Origin of the sequence: Xenorhabdus entomophaga, from assembly GCF_037996725.1 — a bacterium.
Taxonomy (GTDB): domain Bacteria; phylum Pseudomonadota; class Gammaproteobacteria; order Enterobacterales; family Enterobacteriaceae; genus Xenorhabdus; species Xenorhabdus khoisanae.
Genome location: NZ_JBBMXH010000089.1, coordinates 1 through 20,720, shown reverse-complemented (window position 1 = coordinate 20,720; position 20,720 = coordinate 1). Strand labels below are relative to the sequence as shown.

Sequence of the window (20,720 nt, the reverse complement as noted above, 5' to 3'; positions counted from 1 at the left end):
AGCGCGGTGGTCCCACCTGACCCCATGCCGAACTCAGCAGTGAAACGCCGTAGCGCCGATGGTAGTGTGGGGTCTCCCCATGTGAGAGTAGGGCACTGCCAGACATCAATTAAAAGCCGGTTGCCGGTACAAAAGGCAGCCGGAAATAGAAATTCGGTGGTGCGGTAGTTCAGTTGGTTAGAATACCGGCCTGTCACGCCGGGGGTCGCGGGTTCGAGTCCCGTCCGCACCGCCACCGTATTTAGGGGCGTAGTTCAATTGGTAGAGCACCGGTCTCCAAAACCGGGTGTTGGGAGTTCGAGTCTCTCCGCCCCTGCCAGTTAACAACTAAGTAATAATTGATATAGCTTTCAGATTAATAGCCCAGCTAGCTTTAGCTGGGTTTTTTCTTTATTTGTCATCCTTCTTTTTTCTGTCATTTCTCCGTGTAGTTTCTATCTAATTTAATTGCAGGCTTTGTTCTCCTGCGCATTCTCCTATTTTTACTATAAAAGCAACCCTCAGGCAGTTATAGGTGCTTTTTCAACAGGAATTTTTAATAACTGTTGGATAAAGGCCTGTTGATCACTGCTTTGCAGCCACACAGCATACAGTGGTCGTTCTATTAACTCATTATCAAGTGAGGCTACGAGTTTTGGGTATTTTTCTTGCCAGTGTATTGGGAGGAAGGTTGCAGCATTCACGCTATCCAACAATTCTCTCGCAATATGTGCTGATGTGGTTGTAATGATAGGAGGATGATCATGCTTTAAAATTTGTTGTTCTTGTTGATGGAAATCAGCGCCCCATTCCAACTTAATGTAGTTCTTAACGCCTTTCTCAAGATTGCGCTGGGTCGTTAATAGAACAAGCTGGATGTTACCAATCAACTGACTTTGGAACTCATCCATTTTTGGCGGCTCCGTGGTAATTAAAAGATCTAATTCACGAGAATGTAATTGTTTGACCAGTGATTGGCGCGTAGATACCAGAGATTCGATTCTCGTTTCTTGATGGAATTTGTAAAACGTATTTAACCAGGATGTCAGGTAGCCTTCCCATAGGGAGGCTGTAGCACCAATGGAAAGTTTTGTATGTTGGGCAACGTAGTTGATTTCTTTCTTTGCTAATTGCCAAGTATTCATTAGCGACTCTGCATAGGGCACAAGGCGCTCTCCGGCCGCAGTTAAGCGGATATTATTGCGATGCCGTGTGAATAAATTGGTTCCCAATTGATTTTCGAGTTGTCGGATCCGAAAGCTAACAGCAGATTGTGTTAGATAAAGCGATTCAGCTGCCCGACCAAAGTGACGAGTCTTACTGACTTCCAAAAAGGTTTTCAGTAATTCAGTGTCCACATGTATCTCCAATAGTTTTTGTCGTTAAGATTTAAATATTTTGTTTTACAGAATGTCAAGCCTCCCTAATACTCCGCGCCATAATTGGTATGACATTAGAGTTAGGAGTGTGTCAGATGGCTGAAAGCTTCATCACGACTAATCGTTTTTTTGATAATAAAAACTATCCACGTGGATTTTCCCGTCATGGTGATTTCACCATCAAAGAGGCCCAATTGCTAGAACGTTATGGTCATGCGTTCAATGAATTGGATCTTGGTAAACGTGAACCTCAAACAGAAGAAGAAAAACTGTTTGTTGCAGTTTGCCGAGGTGAACGTGCACCTGCAACGACAGAGGAAAAAATATGGACTAAATATTTGGCAAAAATTAGCCGTCCAAAACGTTTTCATACTCTTTCCGGCGGGAAACCGCAGGTAGACTCCACAGAGGACTATACCGATACTGATGATTAATACCAGCATTGATATTAATCATCTATCAAGAGGGGCAAATTGCCCCTCTTCTAATCTACCCAGTCTGTTTTTGTAGTTGAATAAGTAACCTATCCATACATCGGTAGCTGAGTGCTTCCATAATATCTGGTTTTTCTATTTCTTTTTGTTCTTTTAAATCTGCGATTGTACGGGAAACTTTGAGTATTCTGTGCCAGGCACGTATAGATAGCCCCAATTTCAATAAAGTATTTTCCAGAAAAATGGCATCTTCAATTTTAATTTTGCAGATCTTTTCAGTTTGTCTGCTATTGAGATGAGCATTGATATACCCGCATCGCTCTATTTGTATGTTTCTGGCGGTTTGTACCCGTTTTTTAACTTCATGGCTACTTTCTCCATGTTTTACTGATGACTGGCTGAGAATTCCGGGCGGAAGCAAAGGAACTTCAATCGAAAGATCAAAACGATCTAAAAAAGGGCCTGAGAGTTTGGAAAGGTAACGCAATACCTGTTGCGGACTACTTCTGTTATGTAATCCCTGATGGTAGCCAGTTGGGCTTGGGTTCATGGCCGCAATCAGTTGAACTTGGGCGGGGAAACAGACTTTTGCTCTTGCTCGGGATATGACTATTTCACCGGACTCTAAAGGCTCACGCAGTGCATCAAGAACGCTTCGATTAAATTCAGGTAATTCGTCCAGAAATAACACACCATTATGAGCAAGAGAAATTTCTCCGGGTTTAGGTATTGAACCGCCGCCAACGAGAGCGGCCATTGATGAACTGTGATGAGGCGCTCTAAATGGCCGTGTATGCCATTTTTGAGGGTTAACTGGATTACCAACTAAGCTTTTGATTGCTGCGACATCTAGCGCTTCCTGATGCGTTAATGGAGGTAGCAAACTACATAACCGACTCGCAAGCATGGTTTTACCTGTTCCAGGAGGGCCAAGTAGCAGAAGATTGTGACCACCGGCGGCAGTAATTTCCAGTGCTCGTTTTGCCTGCTCCTGCCCGATAATATCCTGCATATCTAAGATAGATGATTCGGTTTGTATTTCTATGGGGGAAGGGGAGGATAAAGAAGTTTTGTCTCCCTTCAGGAAATGGCAGATTTGAAGTAAATGGTTTGCTATTAATGTTTCGTTTTGGGACAAGATTGCCAGTTCAGCTTGGTTCTCTGAGGAGAGAATAAGTTGCCTTCCTGCCTTTTTTGCACTCAATGCGGCTGGGATAGCTCCCGTGACTCGTCGTATTTCACCAGAAAGCGCTAACTCTCCTAAAAATTCATAATGGTGCAGCTTATCTGTTGTGATTTGCTCTGATGCTGCCAAGATTGCTATAGCGATAGGTAAATCATATCTTCCTCCTTCTTTGGGGAGATCTGCGGGTGCTAAATTGACAGTTATCCTTTTAGGGGGATAAGTAAAACCGCTATTGATCAGAGCGCTTCTGACACGATCTCTGGCTTCCTTAACAGTCGTTTCAGGTAAGCCAACGAGTGTTAAACCGGGTAAGCCATTACTGATATGTGCTTCTATTGTGACGATTGGAGAATCGATACCAATTGTTGCCCGTGTATGAATGACAGCGAGTGTCATGATGCTCTCCTTAGCAAGAAAGTGGCTATCATGAATCGATAAAAAATAATAAAAAGTCGTCTTTGCTTATTTTGCGAAAAGGCTCGTAAATATATTTAATATTTCGACTGTTGTGTGATTATTTTTTATTTAGAGATAGATAATAACTTAATGTTATTTATGAATAATGTAACAATCAGGAGCCTTCCGCTAACACCTTCTTAAGGCATACAGATATCATGTCTTTTAAACTATTTTACTTATTTTATTAATTATTTTTTCTAATGTTTCTTTGTGCCGTATTTTATTGATGGCAATAACTATTAACCAACTATACTAATTTTGGTTGTGTTGTTATGTCGTATTATCTTTAGCTAGATGATTAACTTGTTTTTTTATTATTTAGTTTATTAAATATTTTATAAAACAAACAGATATCGATCATTTTCGAGCGAAAAAGTAATAAATTTCAGTGGATTTATCTGTTTATATATCTATCTGAATGAAAAATATAAATAAAATAATTTTGTTATGAAAAAATAAAAATAATCATTGTCAATGATCACAGAAAGTGGTAACTCTTAAATATACGTCAAGCATACGAGTTAAAACGAACAAAATTATGAACGCATTTGTCCTAGTGATTAGCCTAATTATTGTGAGCGTGGTGGTGATTATTCCACCGTGCGGGGCTGCACTTGGACGAATGAAGGCTTAGACAGAAAAATAGCCGGATTCAAAAAAGACCCCCGCACCGAAAGGCGCGGGGGTCTTTTTTTTGGCACGGTTTTTAGCACCTGACAACAAGAATAACACAACATCACAACGGCCAATTGCAAGGTAAACATAACAGGGGAAGCGGCAATGAACGGGGCACAATCGGTTATAGAAGCATTACGAACGCAGGGAATTGAAAAAGTTTTTGGTTATCCCGGCGGGGCTATTATGCCGGTTTACGATGCGCTGTATGACGGGGGAATTGAGCACGTGCTATGCCGTCATGAACAAGGGGCAGTCATGGCAGCAATCGGCTATGCCAGAGCAAGTGGTAAGCCAGGAGTCTGCATCGCAACATCAGGGCCGGGTGCAACAAATTTAATCACGGGGTTAGCTGACGCATTGTTGGATTCTGTTCCTGTTGTGGCGATTACCGGTCAGGTGAGTTCTGAATTTATAGGGACGGATGCCTTTCAGGAAATCGATATGTTGGGAATGTCCCTGTCCTGCACAAAACACAGTTTTCTTGTGGACTCACTGGAAAAATTACCCCAAACCATGGCTGATGCTTTTACGATTGCCACGAGTGGACGTCCCGGCCCTGTTTTAGTTGATTTACCGAAAGATATCCAACTGGCTCAAGGTGATTTTGCGCCGTATCTGGTATCAGATTTATCAGACTCTCCGACATTTCCATTCCCTGAGCAAGAGCTGGATCTGGCTCGTCAACTGTTGGCGTTATCGTGCAAACCCGTCTTGTACGTAGGCGGAGGCGTTGGAATGTCTGGCGCCGTTCCTGAATTACGCAGTTTTGTTGCAGAAACAGGAATACCTGTCGTTTCTACCTTGAAAGGTTTAGGTGCTGCGGATCCTGAGCATGAGTGTTATTTGGGTATGTTAGGGATGCACGGAACCAAAGCGGCTAATTTTGCTGTTCAATCCTGTGATTTATTAATTGCCGTTGGTGCTCGTTTTGATGATCGCGTAACAGGAAAGCTGAATACCTTTGCTCCTCATGCCAAAGTGATCCACTTAGATATTGATCCTGCTGAGTTTAATAAATTACGTCAAACCCATGTTTCATTATTGGGTGATTTAAAAACATTGTTACCTCAGTTACAGCAATCTGTATCAATTCAGGACTGGCAGCAAGAAATCAAGCAATTAAAAAACGATCACGCATGGCGTTATGACTATCAGGGGAAAAGCATTTATGCCCCGCTGTTGTTGAAACAGATTTCGGATCGTGCATCACCTAATACTGTAGTTACAACTGATGTGGGGCAACATCAAATGTGGACTGCCCAGCACATGACATTTAGCCAGCCAGAGAATTTCATCACATCAAGTGGTTTGGGTACGATGGGGTTTGGCATTCCAGCGGCAATTGGCGCTCAGATGGCACGTCCTGAAGATACGGTTATCTGTATATCTGGTGACGGCTCTTTCATGATGAATGTTCAGGAGTTGGGAACAATCAAACGCAAACAATTGCCGGTCAAAATGATCTTATTGGATAACCAGCGATTAGGAATGGTTCGCCAGTGGCAGGAACTGTTTTTCGAAAAGCGTTACAGCGAAACGATCTTAACTGATAACCCGGATTTTCTTACGTTGGCACAAGCCTTCGATATTCCCGGACAAAGAATCACCGATAAAGCGCAAGTAAGTGAAGCTTTGGATGCTTTGTTCAACAGTGATGGCGCTTATTTATTACACGTATCTATTGATGAACTAGAAAATGTCTGGCCATTGGTTCCACCAGGCGCAAGCAACGACACCATGTTGGAGAAGTCATTATGATGCAGCATCAACTTGCTATTCAGGCAAAATTTTGTCCTGAGATTTTGGAACGAATTCTGAGAGTTACCCGTCATCGTGGATTTCAGGTACGCGCATTGAATATGGATCATACAACAGATAGTGATAATGTAAGCATTGAACTCACCGTGTCCAGCCAGCGTCCCGTTAATTTACTTTTTTCTCAATTGATGAAATTAGTGGATGTTGCTGGTGTTGAGATCCAACATAAAAAATCACAATTAATAAGCGCGTAGTGCGCAATCGAAGGAAGATTTAGAATGACAAAGCAAGCTGATTATATTTGGTTCAATGGTGAAATGGTGCCTTGGGCTGATGCTAAAGTTCACGTTATGTCCCATGCCCTGCATTATGGTACTTCAGTATTTGAAGGCATCCGTTGTTATGATTCTCACAAGGGACCTGTTGTATTTCGCCATCGTGAACATATGCAACGCTTACGTGACTCAGCCAAAATTTACCGTTTCCCAGTGAGCCAGAGTGTTGATGAGTTAATGGAAGCTTGCCGCGAAACACTTCGCAAAAATAAATTGGTCAGTGCTTACATTCGTCCATTGGTATTTGTTGGTGATGTTGGCATGGGGGTGAATCCTCCCGCTGGCTATAAAACAGATGTCATTATTGCAGCTTTTCCTTGGGGCGCTTATCTCGGAGAAGAAGCGTTGGATCAAGGTATTGATGCGATGGTTTCGTCATGGAATCGCGTAGCAGCAAATACTATCCCGACGGCAGCGAAAGCAGGGGGTAATTATCTCTCTTCCCTGCTGGTGGGGAGTGAAGCAAGACGTCATGGTTATCAGGAAGGCATTGCTCTGGATGTTAATGGTTATATTTCAGAAGGGGCGGGTGAAAACCTGTTTGAAGTAAAAGATGGAATTCTGTTTACACCGCCATTTTCTTCCTCAGCCCTGCCGGGGATCACTCGTGATGCGATTATCAAGTTGGCGCAGGATCTTGGCTTAGAAGTCCGCGAACAGACATTGTCTCGTGAATCACTCTATTTGGCGGATGAAGTATTCATGACAGGAACTGCGGCGGAAATTACGCCAGTTCGTAGCGTAGATGATATTCAGGTTGGTATTGGTAAGTGTGGCCCTATTACCAAAAAAATCCAAAATGCGTTTTTTGGCCTGTTTGATGGTACGACAGAAGATAAATGGGGCTGGCTGGATCCGGTTAATCCTTAATAAAAAATATACCCCCCCAACAGGCGGTCGTTCCCCGCCTGTTTTAATTGTTGAAGTTAATTAGATAAGACAGATTTGGGAGTAAAGACAATGCCGAAATACCGTTCTGCTACAACAACACATGGCCGCAATATGGCGGGAGCCCGTGCTTTATGGCGGGCAACAGGTATGACCGACGCTGATTTTGGGAAACCCATCATTGCCGTTGTTAACTCATTCACACAATTCGTGCCGGGCCATGTTCATCTGCGTGATCTCGGGAAGCTGGTGGCAGAACAGATTGAAGCATCAGGGGGAGTGGCGAAAGAATTCAATACTATCGCGGTTGATGATGGTATTGCGATGGGGCACGGCGGCATGCTCTATTCACTGCCTTCGCGTGAATTGATCGCAGATTCGGTGGAGTACATGGTCAATGCCCACTGTGCTGATGCCATGGTATGTATTTCTAACTGTGACAAAATCACACCGGGGATGCTTATGGCCTCCCTGCGCCTGAACATTCCGGTTATTTTTGTTTCCGGTGGCCCAATGGAAGCGGGTAAAACACGCTTATCTGATCAGATTATCAAGTTGGATCTGGTTGATGCCATGATTCAGGGAGCTAATCCAAACGTCAGTGATGAGCAAAGTGACCAAATCGAGCGTTCGGCTTGTCCGACATGCGGTTCTTGCTCTGGCATGTTCACTGCGAACTCAATGAACTGTTTGACTGAAGCCTTGGGGCTTTCGCAACCGGGGAATGGTTCACTGCTCGCCACACATGCAGATCGCAAAAATTTATTCATCAACGCAGGTAAGCGCATTGTTGAATTGACCAAACGTTACTACGAAGAAAATGATGACAGTGCCTTACCACGCAATATTGCAACTAAAGCCGCATTTGAAAATGCCATGATACTGGATATTGCGATGGGCGGTTCGACGAACACTGTTCTGCATTTATTGGCAGCGGCGCAAGAAGGTGAAGTTGATTTCACGATGGCAGATATTGATCGCCTGTCTCGTCAGGTTCCTCATTTATGTAAGGTTGCTCCAAGTACCCAGAAGTACCATATGGAAGATGTACACCGTGCTGGCGGAGTGATTGGTATTCTTGGTGAACTGGATCGTACAGGGTTACTGCATCGAAATGTAAAAAACGTCTTGGGTTTGGATTTGCCACAAACATTGGCTCAGTACGACATCATGCTGACAGAAGATGAAGGTGTTAAGAGCATGTATGCGGCAGGGCCGGCCGGAATTCGTACTACCCAAGCTTTCTCGCAGGATTGTCGTTGGCCATCGTTGGATAATGACCGTAAGAAAGGTTGTATTCGTGAGCGTGCACATGCTTACAGTCAGGATGGTGGTTTAGCTGTTCTGTTTGGTAATGTTGCTGTGGACGGTTGCATTGTGAAAACGGCGGGGGTGGATGAAGGCAGCTTGATTTTCCGTGGCCCTGCCAAAGTTTATGAGAGTCAGGAAGATGCGGTAGACGCGATTCTGAGTGGGAAAATCGTGGCAGGCGATGTGGTTGTCATTCGCTATGAAGGCCCGAAAGGTGGCCCCGGCATGCAAGAAATGCTCTATCCCACGACCTACTTGAAATCGATGGGGTTAGGCAAAAGCTGCGCGTTGATCACTGATGGCCGTTTTTCGGGAGGTACATCGGGGTTATCCATTGGTCATATCTCCCCAGAAGCGGCAAATGGCGGTTTAATAGGGTTAATTTATGATGGCGATATCATCAATATTGATATTCCAAACCGTAAAATCCAGTTGGATGTTAGCGAAAAAGAACTTGCTGAACGCACACAGGTTGAATTATCCCGCGGCGATGAGGCGTGGACACCTAAATTCAGGGAACGTCAGGTTTCTTTTGCATTGCGGGCTTATGCTTCACTGGCGACCAGTGCTGACAAAGGGGCTGTGCGCGATAAGGCTAAACTGGGGGGTTAATGGTGGCAGTTTATTCTCTTAATTCTGAACCCAAAGGAGCGGAATATCTCAAAGCCGCACTGAGTTCACCAGTTTATGATGTTGCACAAGTTACCCCGTTGCAGGAAATGAAAAAAATCTCTGCTCGTTTAAATAATACCATTTTGATTAAACGGGAAGATCGCCAGCCAGTGCACAGTTTCAAATTGCGTGGTGCATACGCGATGATTGCCGGTTTGAAGGGAGAGCAAAAAACCAAAGGCGTCATTACGGCATCGGCGGGCAACCATGCACAGGGCGTTGCGTTATCGGCCAGCAAGGTTGGTGTAAAGTCTATTATCGTGATGCCAATAGCTACAGCGGATATTAAAGTCGATGCAGTACGCGGTTTTGGTGGGGAAGTGTTGTTACACGGCGCAAACTTCGATGAAGCGAAAGCAAAAGCGATCGAAATGGCAAAAGAGCATGGCTACACCTTTATTCCCCCGTTTGACCATCCTACAGTAATCGCGGGTCAGGCAACTTTGGCGATGGAATTGTTGCAGCAGGATGTTTACCTTGACCGTATCTTTGTTCCTGTTGGTGGAGGGGGATTAATTGCGGGGGTTGCTGTTCTTATCAAACAACTTGTGCCTGAAATGAAAGTGATAGGTGTGGAAGCTGAAGACTCCGCTTGTCTGAAAGCCGCGCTGGAAGCTGGGCGTCCGGTTGATTTACCAAGGGTTGGATTATTTGCGGAAGGTGTAGCAGTTAAACGTATTGGCGATGAAACATTCCGTTTATGCCAGCAATATGTTGATGATGTCATTACGGTGGACAGTGATGCCATTTGCGCTGCCATGAAAGATATATTCGAAGATGTCAGGGCAATTGCTGAGCCTTCTGGTGCACTGGCACTGGCGGGATTGAAGAAATATGTTCAGCAACATCAGATTCAAGGAGAGCGGTTAGCGCATATTCTTTCTGGTGCCAACGTAAATTTTCATGGTTTGCGTTATGTTTCAGAGCGCTGCGAGCTGGGAGAGCAACGTGAAGCTTTGCTGGCAGTCACTATTCCTGAACAGAAGGGCAGTTTCCTGAATTTTTGCCAAATATTGGGAACCCGTGTTGTGACAGAGTTCAGCTATCGTTACTCAGACTCCACCGATTCAGGCAAAGCCTGTATTTTTGTCGGTATCAGATTAAGTCGTGGAAATGCTGAACGTCGTGAAATCATTGAAGAACTAAAAGCATCGGGATATCAGGTAGCTGATTTTACTGATGATGAAATGGCGAAACTGCATGTTCGCTACATGATAGGCGGCAGGCCATCCAAGCCATTGCAGGAACGATTATTTAGTTTTGCCTTTCCTGAATCTCCGGGGGCGTTGCTGAAATTTTTGCAAACATTGGGTACTCATTGGAATATCACCTTGTTCCATTATCGTAGTCACGGCACAGACTATGGGCGTGTATTGGCCGCTTTCGAGCTTTCAGGCTCGGAGTTATGCTTTGATCGCCATTTGGATGAGTTGGGCTATGAATATCATGATGAAACAGAAAATCCTTCATTTAAATTATTTTTGACTTAAGCAATTACAAGATAACCCCCTTTTGGGGGTTATTTATTGATTTTATTATTTATTTTCACTCCTTATTTTTATTTCTATGTTTTTTATCTGTGCTGGTTGGGTGGGCTAGCCAAATTAGAAAGAGCATGATCAGGAAAAGAAAGGCGAATAACCAATAAATTTCATTGGCAGCAATAATCAGCCCCTGATTAGTGATTTCGTGTGCCAATTTACTACTGATCTGAGCATGTGAGAGGCCAAATTGCTGCATATTTTCATAGGATTGGGTTGCAATGGGATTATAGTGGCTTACTGCTTGTGTAAGTTGGACATGGTGAACTGATTCACGGTTCGACCAAATAGTTGTTGTGATAGAAGTTCCCACCGATGTTGCCAGAGTGCGCAGGAAGTTGAACAAACTCACCGCAGAGGCAATTTTATCAGGTTTAATATCGGATAGGATGATGGCGTTAAGCGGCATAATCAGGCAGGCGATGGCGAATCCTTGCATAAATTGAGGCCAGGCTACGGCGGCAAAATCCATAGAACGTTCGAAAGTATAAGCCCGCCAGAAGAAGCACAAAGCAAAAACAATAAAGCTGAACATCACCAGATAGCGCATATCGATTTTTGAACCAAGACGACCAATAAGTGGTGCAAGAATGATTGGCATGATACCCAAAGGTGCCAGAACTAATCCTGCCCAAGTTGCGGTGTAGCCAAACACCATCTGTAATAACTGAGGTTGCAGAACAAGCGTCCCGATGTGAAGCAAAAACGCCAGACTGATACACACTGTTCCAATCGTAAAATTACGGGATTTAAATAACGATAAATCAATGATGGGGGAATTGTCAGTTAGCTCCCAGATAATCAGAAAAGTGAGGCAAACTACGGCGATGATGGCCAATGTAATAATTTCCGATGAGCTAAACCAATCAAGCTCTTTCCCACGGTCAAGTAACAACTGAAAGCAACCAACACCAGCAATCAATAAAATCAACCCTACCGCGTTAATCGGACTTGTTTCTGTTTTCGTTTCCCGATCCTTGAGTAATATCCAGGCGATAGCAACAATCGCCAAACCGAATGGAATATTAATCAAAAATATCCAACCCCAATGATAACTATCACTGAGCCAACCGCCGAGAATAGGGCCACAGACAGGAGCAACCACAATAGTCATTGACCACATCGCCAATGCCATGTTGCGTTTTGGCTGGGGATAGTTATTCAATAGTAAACTTTGTGAAAGAGGCATAATTGGGCCTGCGGCAACGCCTTGTACAACGCGTGATAAAATCAGCATTTCCAGGCTATTGGATATGCCACATAACCAGGATGCGATGATAAATAAAATTGTTGATGCTAAAAAGACACGAACCTCACCGAATCGTTTTGCCAGCCAACCGGTTAATGGAATGGAAATTGCATTGGCAACGGCAAACGAAGTAATTATCCAAGTTCCTTGAGAAGTGGAAGACCCCAGATCACCGGCAATGGTCGATATTGCAACGTTAGCAATTGTCAGATCCAGTATTTGCAAAAAAGCAGCCAGTGCCAAAGCCAGTGTCAACCAGCCCAGTTTTGCTCCTGATAATGGCTCATGTGACATATTGATCTCATCCTTTGCTGGTATTCATCGAAATAATGTCACTAATCAACGACTCAATTTCTTCGGTGTCGTAAGACAAAACATCGGTTTTATATACAATCCCTTGGCGAGGTGCCTGGGCGAGGACTATGCCGTCTTGATTTCTGGTATCAATAGAGGCGTGCATAGATAATCCGATGCGTAATGGGTAATCAATGAGCTGTTGTGATTCCAGAGTAATTCGGACAGGCAGTCGTTGGACGACTTTTATCCAGTTTCCAGTGGCATTTTGAGCCGGTAATAAAGAAAAGGCACTGCCCGTCCCCATATCCAAACCGACAACCTTACCTGTATAAGAAATGTCACTACCGTAAAAATCGCTGGTTAGTGTTACAGGTTGACCGATGCGAACATGGGTAAGCTGGACTTCTTTGAAGTTTGCCTCCACCCAAAGCTGGTCAGCAGGAACGATAACCATGAGAGGAGTCCCATTCTTAATTTGTGATCCTACTTGTACATTGCGACGAGACACATAACCTGTGACGGGAGCAACAATTCGGGTGCGCTGTAAGGTTAACCAAGCATCACGGAGCTGAGTTGCCGCCAGTTTAATAGGGGGCTGATGTTTCAGTGGTGTGTCGATAACCATTGCCTTGTTGGCATGATATTGTTGCTGTGCAAAACGCAGTTCAGACTTAGCCATCTGGACATTATTACGGGCATGGATCAGGCTTTCTTTCGCGATGGCCCCCGTTACTCCTAAATGTTCACGTCGTTTTAGATCATCTATTGCCTGCTGCAATTTTGTCTGTTTCAGGTCGATATTGGCTCGCAATTTCTCATTATCAATCATGACCTGATGAGTTTGCCGGACACTATTGGCAAGTACGTTTTTTGCCCGTTCAAAAGCGTGCTCAGAATCAGTGGCGTTCAAGCTCACCAAAATATCGCCTTGACGGACAAAATCAGTATTGTCAGCATGAATACTTGTTACGCTGCCTGAAATCTGTGCCATTACCTGCACCTGATTGCCAACGACGTAAGCATCTTCGGTTATTTGATAATGGCGCAGTACAGTAAACCAATAAGCGAGATAACCTAATCCAGCAGAGACAAATAGCAGGGTTGCAAGGAGAAGAGCCAGTTTACGTTTTGATTTTTTATCTGTAATTACTGACGATTTCGGCATTATTTTTTCCACCATTTTTTATCATCACAACTCGAAAATAGCGTTATTTATGTTTACCTGATGTTGGCTTTTAAAATGGGCTTAATGGAGAGGTAGATTAGTGGTGGGGGAAATTTTTTAATTGAATAAACTGGCTATCTTATCGTTTTTTCGAAGAAACCTTTCTGAGGCAAATATCAGAAAAAGCAATGCTGGCGTTTTTCAATTCAGAAGGGCTGAATCCATATAACATCACTCCTGTTCGGCTGAAATGTGCACTGTCAGAAAATCCGCTATGGGAAGCCAATCGCGTCAATGAATCTGGTGAGTTTATTTTTTCAAGTGCGTGATGGAAGCGTTTCCACAATAAATAACCACGGAAATTTGTTCCCATTTCCTGCCGGAATAAATGCAAAAATCGACTTTCCGAAAGAAAGAGATGACCTGATATTTTACTGGAAGAGATGCTTTTAACAGGTAATTCAGTAATAAGCATCGTCGCTTTTATAATTCGTGTATCCTGAGAACAAAGGCAGCCATCTATGTCATTCAAGCCTCTGTCATTCAACCAATTGCTTAGGACAAGAATATCTGGTGCTACGTCTGATTGTAAGCAATGGATGAAATAATCTGCGATTAAACGAGCGGAGTCTGGTTTGAGATAGATAATGTCGGCATTTTTAATTTGATGTAACAGCAAATGATATAAGGGATGAGCGGGGTCTATCAGAAAATTGAAACAGGATTTATTTTCAGAATGTAATCTATGTTTAATATTGCTGGCGATAATAAAACCATAGACTTGCTGTGATCCTTGTTCAGTATCAATTTTCATTTGTGAATAATCGTACGAAACACTCAATTGGATACAAGGATGGCGATGCCACTCTGTTTTCATATTATGAGAAAGCACTAGGTATTGTTTGTGATACTCATATAACCTGACTGCTTCAAGATGCCTGTCTATTTTTCGTCTCATATCGAGTGACCTATTCCCGGATTACAGCCGTCCGCAGATTACAACAGCTTCCAGAACGCCTTAACTAAAGGGTCGTTTAAACGTTTGCTCAGCGCACAAACACCCAATTCAAACGGTTCAACCAGAGAAATATTTTCCAGCAGAGAGATGCGGTTACGTACCGTTTCAGAACTATTTTCGACGACAACGGCAGGTATTAATGCGATCCCACAACCTAACGCCACCATAGAAACAATGGCTTCATGGCCGGAAACCGTTGCGTAAATGACGGGGTGCAGGATCTTGTGCCGACGGAACCAAAGCTCAATACGCTTACGGGAAGGGCCATGCTCAGGCAGGATAAAAGGAATGTTATTCCAATCGGGGGAGGGCTGTGTCGCCAAGGCTTTCACGGCACAAGGAAGGGAAGGCGCGATCAACACCAACGGTATTTCACCTATTTTAGTAAAACTAACATTATCAGGCAGTTTCTCTGGCTTGCCCGCAATACCCAAATCCGCAGCATCAGATTGGACTCTATCCACGGCATCAGCCGCATCCCCTGTTGTCAGTTTTATTTCCACCAAAGGATGTTCAGCCCGGAATTTATCTAATACTTGTGGCAAATGGCTATATGCCGCAGTCACTGAACAGAACAGACGTAACTCTCCCGTTAGTGATGAACTTTGATGGTTTAAGGAGTGCTGTAGTTGTTTATATTGCAGGAGTGTTTGTTGAGCAAATTGCTTTAACTGTTCACCGGCTGTAGTCAGTTTTACCGTTCGGTTATCGCGTAGAAAAAGTGGATGCCCCAATAATTCTTCAAGGCGCTGGATCTGGCGTGAAAGAGTGGATGGGCTGACGTGCATGGCCTTGGCAGAACGTCCAAAGTGACAACTTTCTGCAAGGTGTAAAAACAGTTTTAAATCACGTAGATCCATTGTTTCACGCCCTTTGCCTGAAGACTTTTTAGTGTAGAAATCACTATTGCATAAATTGCAATATAGTCTTGTTAATATATCAATTTAAGCAATGGCCTGCATGTCATATATTGGCACTATGCAAACAACATCACACCTAATTATAACGGAGTCACCATGGCTAATTATTTTGATACGTTGAACTTGCGTCAGCAATTGGCACAGTTAGGCAAATGTCGTTTTATGACGCGGGAAGAATTTGCTGACGAGACAGGGTATTTAAAAGACAAGAAAGTGGTGATCGTCGGCTGTGGTGCACAAGGGCTAAACCAAGGTCTTAACATGCGTGATTCGGGTTTGGATATCTCTTATGCTTTGCGTAAAGAAGCAATTGATGAAAAACGTGCATCATGGCGTAAAGCAACTGAAAATGGCTTCAGGGTTGGCACTTATGAAGAATTAATTCCACAAGCCGATTTGGTTATCAACCTGACACCAGATAAACAACACTCAGCGGTGGTTCAGGCTGTTCAGCCCTTGATGAAAGAAGGAGCAGCACTGGGCTATTCCCACGGTTTTAATATCGTTGAAGTGGGTGAGCTGGTACGCAAGGATATCACCGTTGTGATGGTTGCTCCTAAGTGCCCGGGAACGGAAGTTCGCGAAGAATATAAGCGTGGATTTGGTGTTCCTACCCTGATTGCCGTGCACCCAGAAAATGATGCAAAAGGCGAGGGAATGGCGATTGCGAAAGCATGGGCAGCCGCAACAGGCGGGCATCGCGCAGGCGTTCTGGAATCTTCGTTCGTAGCAGAAGTTAAATCTGACTTGATGGGTGAACAAACCATTCTGTGTGGCATGTTACAGGCCGGTTCTCTGCTGTGTTATGACCACCTGATTGCTGATGGGGCCGAACCAGGCTATGCAGGTAAATTAATTCAGTTTGGCTGGGAAACCATTACCGAAGCCCTGAAACAGGGGGGGATTACACTGATGATGGATCGCCTTTCCAATCCGGCGAAACTGCGTGCCTATGCCCTTTCTGAGCAGCTGAAAACTATTCTGGCTCCGTTGTTCCAAAAACATATGGATGACATCATTTCTGGTGAATTCTCTTCCACAATGATGGCAGACTGGGCGAATGACGATAAAAACCTGCTGACTTGGCGTGAAGAAACTGGCGGGACGCCATTCGAAAATTACCCTGATTACAATGGCAACATCAGTGAGCAGGAATACTTTGATCATGGTGTGTTGATGATCGCGATGGTCAAGGCTGGCGTAGAGCTGGCATTTGAAACGATGGTTGATTCCGGCATTATTGCAGAATCAGCTTATTACGAATCTCTGCATGAGCTGCCGTTAATTGCGAACACCATTGCCCGTAAGCGCCTGTATGAAATGAACGTAGTTATTTCCGATACGGCAGAATATGGCAACTACCTGTTCTCTTACGTTGCGGTTCCGTTGCTGAAAGAAAAATTCATGGCGACTCTGCAAGCGGGAGATTTAGGGAAGACAGTCGCAGATCGTGGTATCGACAATGCCCAACTACGTGATGTGAATGAAGCGATCCGTAACCATCCGATTGAAACTATCGGTCGTACCCTGCGTGGTTATATGACTGATATGAAACGTATTGCGGTTGGCGGATAATATCAGCCGACGAAGAAAATAATATCTTCCCTGCCCGAGTTGTTTCATCGGGCAGGTTGTTCTCTTCATCTTCAGATAATTATTTGAAATCTACTGGCTATAGATAATTTTTACAGATCGAATTGCCGTTTCAGCTCATCAATGGCCTGTCGCTGAAATGCTTCAAATCGCTCTTTAGGTTGCTGCAATTGAATAATGTTCAGTAAAGGATCAATGACATCGGTACGAATTCCACTTAGTTCCTCCATGACAGCCAATCCACAGAAAGGGACATAGGCTTCTGAATAACCACCTTCGTGAACCATAACTAATTTGCCATGACACAATTCATCCGCTGCCTGTTGTACCTTGCGGGCCATTTCACGGAAACTGTCACTGTGCAGTTGCATCCGAGCGAGAGGATCGAAGGCATTGGCGTCATAACCGCAGGCAACGATAATCAGCTCGGGTTGGTAACGTCGCAGGGCAGGGAGCACAATTTGATCCATGGCATAGAGATAACTATTATGTCCAGCGCCGGCCATCAATGGAATATTGATATTGAAGCCTTCTCCCTTGCCTGTACCGATATCTTCTTCGCCACTGTAGCCTTCAGGGTAACAACCGTCCTGATGCAGTGAAATAGTCAAAACGTCATCACGCTCCCAGAAGATATGTTGTGTGCCATTACCGTGGTGAACATCCCAGTCAATAACAGCAATCCGGCCAACCCCAAGTTGTTCTTTGGCATGTTCAATGGAGAGGGCGATATTGGCAAGGAAACAAAAGCCCATCGCTTTATCCGGCAGGCAGTGATGTCCGGGAGGGCGGGAAAGGCTGTAGGCATTATCTAATTCGCCTTGTAGCACGGCTTTTACCGCCGCATAGGTCAGTCCGGCGGACAATTTGGCGATTTCATAGCTGCCTTGTCCCATCGTAGCTTCAGATCCTAACATTCCTCCGCCATTATCACTGACGGATTTAAAACGTTGTAAATAATCTTCGGTATGAACGAGTCTTAATGTTGCTTCATCAAGAGGTTCAGCACTCCGTAATTGCAGTGAGCGACTTAAACCCGAAACATCCATCAGGTTTTTCATTCTGCGTTTGGTTTCCGGTGATTCAGCATGTCCCACACTGCTGGGGGGTTGTACCCATCCACCAACGGGAAATACAACGACATGTGGTAATCCCGAAGAGTGCCAGAAACATAATTCATCAAAGAAAAAACCTGTCTTACGTAGCATCATATTACCTCCCTTTTATTGATTTCATGTTAATAACGTAATAATTGTTATAGCACTAATGAAAGTAAATAAATGTTATATATTTCAATTAATACTCATATAAAGCGTAACGAAGAGAATGAATGCTGACAGAACACCATAAAGCGGTGTTTTTTCCCTGTACGAAGAAATACCGACGGTGACATAAAATATGGCAGAAGAGATAGCTAACTATTTATGGGGTAAGAGTATTTGTAATAAATCCACTTTGTTATTTTTTAATAATCTATTAAAAAATAACACGATAGGGAATTTTAATATGAAGTGGAACTTTAAAAATAGAATATATTGGCATTTCTTATTCCTTTATCTTGCAATAATTCACTTACGTAAAGAAAACCGCCTCTGAGACTGGCTTTCTGCTACAATTCTGTTTCCTGATCTTTCATCCAGATATCATCTTCGAAACAGTATGCGATTAAATCCAAGCCAACAACAAGCGGTTGAATTTGTCACAGGACCTTGTCTGGTTCTGGCCGGTGCAGGTTCCGGTAAAACCCGCGTGATCACCAATAAAATAGCCCATCTAATCCGCACCTGTGGTTATCAAGCTCGCCAGATTGCTGCGGTGACTTTCACCAATAAGGCGGCACGTGAGATGAAAGAGCGTGTCGCGCAGACCTTAGGCCGCAAGGAAACGAAAGGGCTGACGATCTCAACTTTTCATACTTTGGGCTTGGAGATCGTCAAGCGCGAATACAAAGCGCTGGGCATGAAAAGTAATTTTTCACTGTTTGATGATCAAGATCAGATGGCATTGTTGAAAGATCTTACTGCGGATCTGCTGGAAGAAGATAAGGATCTGTTACAAAAACTTACTTCCTGCATCTCCAACTGGAAGAATGATTTAATGTCGCCAGAGCAGGTGATCAGGACCGCTCGTTCGGCACAAGAACATCAATTTGCAGAGTGTTATCGCCGTTATGATTTGCATCTGAGCAGTTGTAACGTTCTTGATTTTGATGATCTGATCACTAAACCGACACTGCTGCTAATGCGTGATGAAGAAGTCAGGGAACGCTGGCAGAATAAAATTCGCTATTTGCTGGTGGATGAATACCAAGATACCAATACGAGCCAGTATCAATTGGTGAAGCTATTGGTTGGGAACCGTGCACGTTTTACGGTGGTTGGTGATGATGATCAATCCATTTATTCATGGCGTGGCGCTCGCCCACAAAATTTGATCCTGCTGAAAGAGGACTTTCCGCAGTTGAATGTCATTAAGCTGGAACAAAATTACCGTTCATCAGGACGAATATTGAAAGCGGCGAATATCCTGATTGCCAACAACCCTCATGTATTTGAGAAAAAACTCTTTTCAGAGTTGCATTATGGCGACCCGCTCAGGGTGATAGAAGCGAATAATGAAGATCATGAAGCTGAGCGTGTGGTAGGAGAATTGATCGCTCATCACTTTATCAATAAAACGGAATATAAAGATTACGCGATCCTTTATCGTGGCAATCACCAGTCCCGGATCTTCGAAAAAATGTTGATGCAAAACCGCATTCCTTATCGCATTTCGGGAGGAACATCGTTCTTTTCCCGGCCAGAAATCAAGGATCTGCTCTCTTACCTGCGTGTTTTAACCAATCCTGAGGATGATAGTGCGTTTCTGCGCATCGTTAATACACCACGGCGAGAAATTGGTGCAGTAACGATCCAGAAATTGGGAGAGTGGGCAAATCAACGTAACAAGAGTTTGTATCAGGCCAGTTTTGATCTTGGTTTGGAACAACATCTGAGCGGGCGTGGTCTGGCTGCATTACAGCGTTTCACTCATTGGATGGATGAAATATCCTGTCAGGCGGAGCGTGAGCCATTGCTGGCAGTGAGAGACTTACTTCGTGGTATGGATTACGAAAGCTGGCTATATGAGACTTCGCCCAGCCCAAAAGCGGCTGAAATGAGAATGAAAAACGTCAACCAACTCTTCACCTGGATGAGTGAAATGCTTGAAGGCGATGATCTGAATGATCCAATGACGCTTTCTCAAGTCGTAGCCCGTTTTACATTACGGGATATGCTGGAGCGGGGAGAGGAAGATGAAGAGCTGGATCAGGTTCAGCTTATGACGTTACATGCTTCTAAAGGATTAGAATTTCCTTATGTGTTTCTGGTGGGGATGGAAGAAGGTCTGTTGCCGCACCAAAGCAGCATTGATGAAAACAATATAGAAGAAGAGCGCCGTCTGGCTTATGTCGGCATTACCCGTGCGCAGAGAGAGCTTTTTTTCACATTGAGCAAAGAACGTCGCCAGTATGGTGAACTCATTCGTCCTGCACCAAGCAGATTCTTGCTGGAATTGCCACAAGATGACTTGCATTGGCCGCAGGGGAAACGGGTGATAAGTGCGGAAGAACGAATGAAACAGGGGCAATCACGTCTTGCGGATATTAAATCGCGTTTGGGACTTGGGCAGAAAAATGTTGGCAGGTAAGCCAATTGATGAAAACCCTGTATCCGGCATGAATACAGGGTATGGAAATACAGGATTAGCCTAGTACTACAGTCGTAATCGTTCTGTAATCATAAGGCTATTCCGCCGACGATAATGGCATTGTTGTGCGCGATACTGATGTCGTCGTCGCCAGGTTGACCAATATAA

16 protein-coding genes, 2 tRNA genes and 1 rRNA gene are annotated in these 20,720 nt (G+C 44.0%); 12 read left to right on the top strand and 7 right to left on the bottom strand.

Going from position 1 to position 20,720, the window contains the following annotated elements:
• The 3 genes from rrf to AAC854_RS16700 form a co-directional block, all read left to right on the top strand.
• A 5S ribosomal RNA gene (gene rrf, locus AAC854_RS16710) occupies positions 1-104 on the top strand; the annotation flags it as partial.
• A 54-nt stretch (positions 105-158) separates the two neighbouring features.
• Positions 159-235, top strand: a tRNA-Asp gene (locus AAC854_RS16705).
• 8 nt (positions 236-243) lie between these two features.
• Positions 244-319: transfer RNA gene (locus AAC854_RS16700), tRNA-Trp, on the top strand.
• Positions 320-500: 181 nt separating this feature from the next.
• Here AAC854_RS16700 and hdfR read toward each other — a convergent pair.
• Positions 501-1,337 carry an HTH-type transcriptional regulator HdfR gene (gene hdfR, locus AAC854_RS16695; RefSeq protein WP_340618110.1) on the bottom strand — a complete coding sequence of 279 codons (837 nt, stop codon included), beginning with the start codon at positions 1,335-1,337 and terminating at the stop codon, positions 501-503.
• Positions 1,338-1,453: 116 nt separating this feature from the next.
• Here hdfR and AAC854_RS16690 point away from each other — a divergent pair, with 116 nt between their 5' ends.
• Positions 1,454-1,792: a MaoP family protein gene (locus AAC854_RS16690; RefSeq protein WP_340618109.1), complete on the top strand. Its 339-nt coding sequence runs from the start codon at positions 1,454-1,456 to the stop codon at positions 1,790-1,792.
• 55 nt (positions 1,793-1,847) lie between these two features.
• Here AAC854_RS16690 and AAC854_RS16685 read toward each other — a convergent pair whose 3' ends face one another.
• The gene (locus AAC854_RS16685; RefSeq protein ID WP_340618108.1) at positions 1,848-3,374 is read right to left on the bottom strand and encodes a YifB family Mg chelatase-like AAA ATPase; all 1,527 of its coding nucleotides are present in this window, start codon (positions 3,372-3,374) and stop codon (positions 1,848-1,850) included.
• 601 nt (positions 3,375-3,975) lie between these two features.
• Between AAC854_RS16685 and ilvL the strand changes: the two genes are divergently transcribed.
• The 6 genes from ilvL to ilvA all read left to right on the top strand — a co-directional run bounded on the left by ilvL (position 3,976) and on the right by ilvA (position 10,569).
• The gene (gene ilvL, locus AAC854_RS16680) at positions 3,976-4,071 is read left to right on the top strand and encodes an ilv operon leader peptide (RefSeq protein ID WP_340618107.1); all 96 of its coding nucleotides are present in this window, start codon (positions 3,976-3,978) and stop codon (positions 4,069-4,071) included.
• Positions 4,072-4,217: 146 nt separating this feature from the next.
• The gene (gene ilvG / locus AAC854_RS16675) at positions 4,218-5,873 is read left to right on the top strand and encodes an acetolactate synthase 2 catalytic subunit (RefSeq protein WP_340618106.1); all 1,656 of its coding nucleotides are present in this window, start codon (positions 4,218-4,220) and stop codon (positions 5,871-5,873) included.
• The gene (gene ilvM / locus AAC854_RS16670) at positions 5,870-6,127 is read left to right on the top strand and encodes an acetolactate synthase 2 small subunit (protein WP_340618105.1); all 258 of its coding nucleotides are present in this window, start codon (positions 5,870-5,872) and stop codon (positions 6,125-6,127) included. The genes ilvG and ilvM overlap by 4 nt, the downstream gene beginning before the upstream one ends.
• Positions 6,128-6,151: 24 nt before the next feature.
• Positions 6,152-7,078: a branched-chain amino acid transaminase gene (locus AAC854_RS16665; RefSeq protein ID WP_340618104.1), complete on the top strand. Its 927-nt coding sequence runs from the start codon at positions 6,152-6,154 to the stop codon at positions 7,076-7,078.
• A 90-nt stretch (positions 7,079-7,168) separates the two neighbouring features.
• Entirely contained in the window at positions 7,169-9,019 is a 1,851-nt protein-coding gene (ilvD, locus tag AAC854_RS16660) for a dihydroxy-acid dehydratase (RefSeq protein ID WP_340618103.1), read from the top strand.
• Entirely contained in the window at positions 9,019-10,569 is a 1,551-nt protein-coding gene (gene ilvA / locus AAC854_RS16655; protein WP_340618102.1) for a threonine ammonia-lyase, biosynthetic, read from the top strand. The genes ilvD and ilvA overlap by 1 nt, the downstream gene beginning before the upstream one ends.
• 55 nt (positions 10,570-10,624) lie before the next feature.
• Here ilvA and AAC854_RS16650 read toward each other — a convergent pair whose 3' ends face one another.
• The 4 genes from AAC854_RS16650 to ilvY form a co-directional block, all read right to left on the bottom strand.
• Positions 10,625-12,163, bottom strand: a complete 1,539-nt coding sequence (locus tag AAC854_RS16650; protein WP_340618101.1) for a DHA2 family efflux MFS transporter permease subunit — start codon at positions 12,161-12,163, stop codon at positions 10,625-10,627.
• A gap of 7 nt (positions 12,164-12,170) precedes the next feature.
• On the bottom strand, positions 12,171-13,331 hold the full coding sequence (gene emrA, locus AAC854_RS16645; RefSeq protein ID WP_422824098.1) for a multidrug efflux MFS transporter periplasmic adaptor subunit EmrA: 1,161 nt from the start codon (positions 13,329-13,331) through the stop codon (positions 12,171-12,173).
• Positions 13,332-13,470: 139 nt separating this feature from the next.
• On the bottom strand, positions 13,471-14,289 hold the full coding sequence (locus AAC854_RS16640) for a helix-turn-helix domain-containing protein (RefSeq protein ID WP_340618099.1): 819 nt from the start codon (positions 14,287-14,289) through the stop codon (positions 13,471-13,473).
• Positions 14,290-14,327: 38 nt separating this feature from the next.
• On the bottom strand, positions 14,328-15,209 hold the full coding sequence (gene ilvY / locus AAC854_RS16635) for an HTH-type transcriptional activator IlvY (RefSeq protein WP_340618098.1): 882 nt from the start codon (positions 15,207-15,209) through the stop codon (positions 14,328-14,330).
• A 156-nt stretch (positions 15,210-15,365) separates the two neighbouring features.
• Between ilvY and ilvC the strand changes: the two genes are divergently transcribed.
• Positions 15,366-16,844, top strand: coding sequence for a ketol-acid reductoisomerase (gene ilvC, locus AAC854_RS16630; protein WP_340618097.1), 1,479 nt, complete (start codon positions 15,366-15,368; stop codon positions 16,842-16,844).
• Positions 16,845-16,954: 110 nt separating this feature from the next.
• Here ilvC and AAC854_RS16625 read toward each other — a convergent pair whose 3' ends face one another.
• Complete coding sequence (locus AAC854_RS16625; RefSeq protein WP_340618111.1) at positions 16,955-18,070, bottom strand: class II histone deacetylase; 1,116 nt, start codon at positions 18,068-18,070, stop codon at positions 16,955-16,957.
• 451 nt (positions 18,071-18,521) lie between these two features.
• Here AAC854_RS16625 and rep point away from each other — a divergent pair, with 451 nt between their 5' ends.
• The gene (rep, locus tag AAC854_RS16620) at positions 18,522-20,552 is read left to right on the top strand and encodes a DNA helicase Rep (RefSeq protein ID WP_340618096.1); all 2,031 of its coding nucleotides are present in this window, start codon (positions 18,522-18,524) and stop codon (positions 20,550-20,552) included.
• Positions 20,553-20,720: the final 168 nt, after the last annotated feature.

What these genes read in the sequence shown, in the direction of transcription:
- ilvA (WP_340618102.1), top strand. Translation starts at nt 9,019, where the DNA reads ATGGTGGCAGTTTATTCTCTTAATTCTGAACCCAAAGGAGCGGAATAT.
- AAC854_RS16685 (WP_340618108.1), bottom strand. Translation starts at nt 3,374, where the DNA reads ATGACACTCGCTGTCATTCATACACGGGCAACAATTGGTATCGATTCT.
- ilvY (WP_340618098.1), bottom strand. Translation starts at nt 15,209, where the DNA reads ATGGATCTACGTGATTTAAAACTGTTTTTACACCTTGCAGAAAGTTGT.
- AAC854_RS16625 (WP_340618111.1), bottom strand. Translation starts at nt 18,070, where the DNA reads ATGCTACGTAAGACAGGTTTTTTCTTTGATGAATTATGTTTCTGGCAC.
- AAC854_RS16640 (WP_340618099.1), bottom strand. Translation starts at nt 14,289, where the DNA reads ATGAGACGAAAAATAGACAGGCATCTTGAAGCAGTCAGGTTATATGAG.
- AAC854_RS16690 (WP_340618109.1), top strand. Translation starts at nt 1,454, where the DNA reads ATGGCTGAAAGCTTCATCACGACTAATCGTTTTTTTGATAATAAAAAC.
- rep (WP_340618096.1), top strand. Translation starts at nt 18,522, where the DNA reads ATGCGATTAAATCCAAGCCAACAACAAGCGGTTGAATTTGTCACAGGA.
- ilvL (WP_340618107.1), top strand. Translation starts at nt 3,976, where the DNA reads ATGAACGCATTTGTCCTAGTGATTAGCCTAATTATTGTGAGCGTGGTG.
- ilvM (WP_340618105.1), top strand. Translation starts at nt 5,870, where the DNA reads ATGATGCAGCATCAACTTGCTATTCAGGCAAAATTTTGTCCTGAGATT.
- AAC854_RS16665 (WP_340618104.1), top strand. Translation starts at nt 6,152, where the DNA reads ATGACAAAGCAAGCTGATTATATTTGGTTCAATGGTGAAATGGTGCCT.
- AAC854_RS16650 (WP_340618101.1), bottom strand. Translation starts at nt 12,163, where the DNA reads ATGTCACATGAGCCATTATCAGGAGCAAAACTGGGCTGGTTGACACTG.
- ilvD (WP_340618103.1), top strand. Translation starts at nt 7,169, where the DNA reads ATGCCGAAATACCGTTCTGCTACAACAACACATGGCCGCAATATGGCG.
- ilvC (WP_340618097.1), top strand. Translation starts at nt 15,366, where the DNA reads ATGGCTAATTATTTTGATACGTTGAACTTGCGTCAGCAATTGGCACAG.
- ilvG (WP_340618106.1), top strand. Translation starts at nt 4,218, where the DNA reads ATGAACGGGGCACAATCGGTTATAGAAGCATTACGAACGCAGGGAATT.
- emrA (WP_422824098.1), bottom strand. Translation starts at nt 13,331, where the DNA reads ATGCCGAAATCGTCAGTAATTACAGATAAAAAATCAAAACGTAAACTG.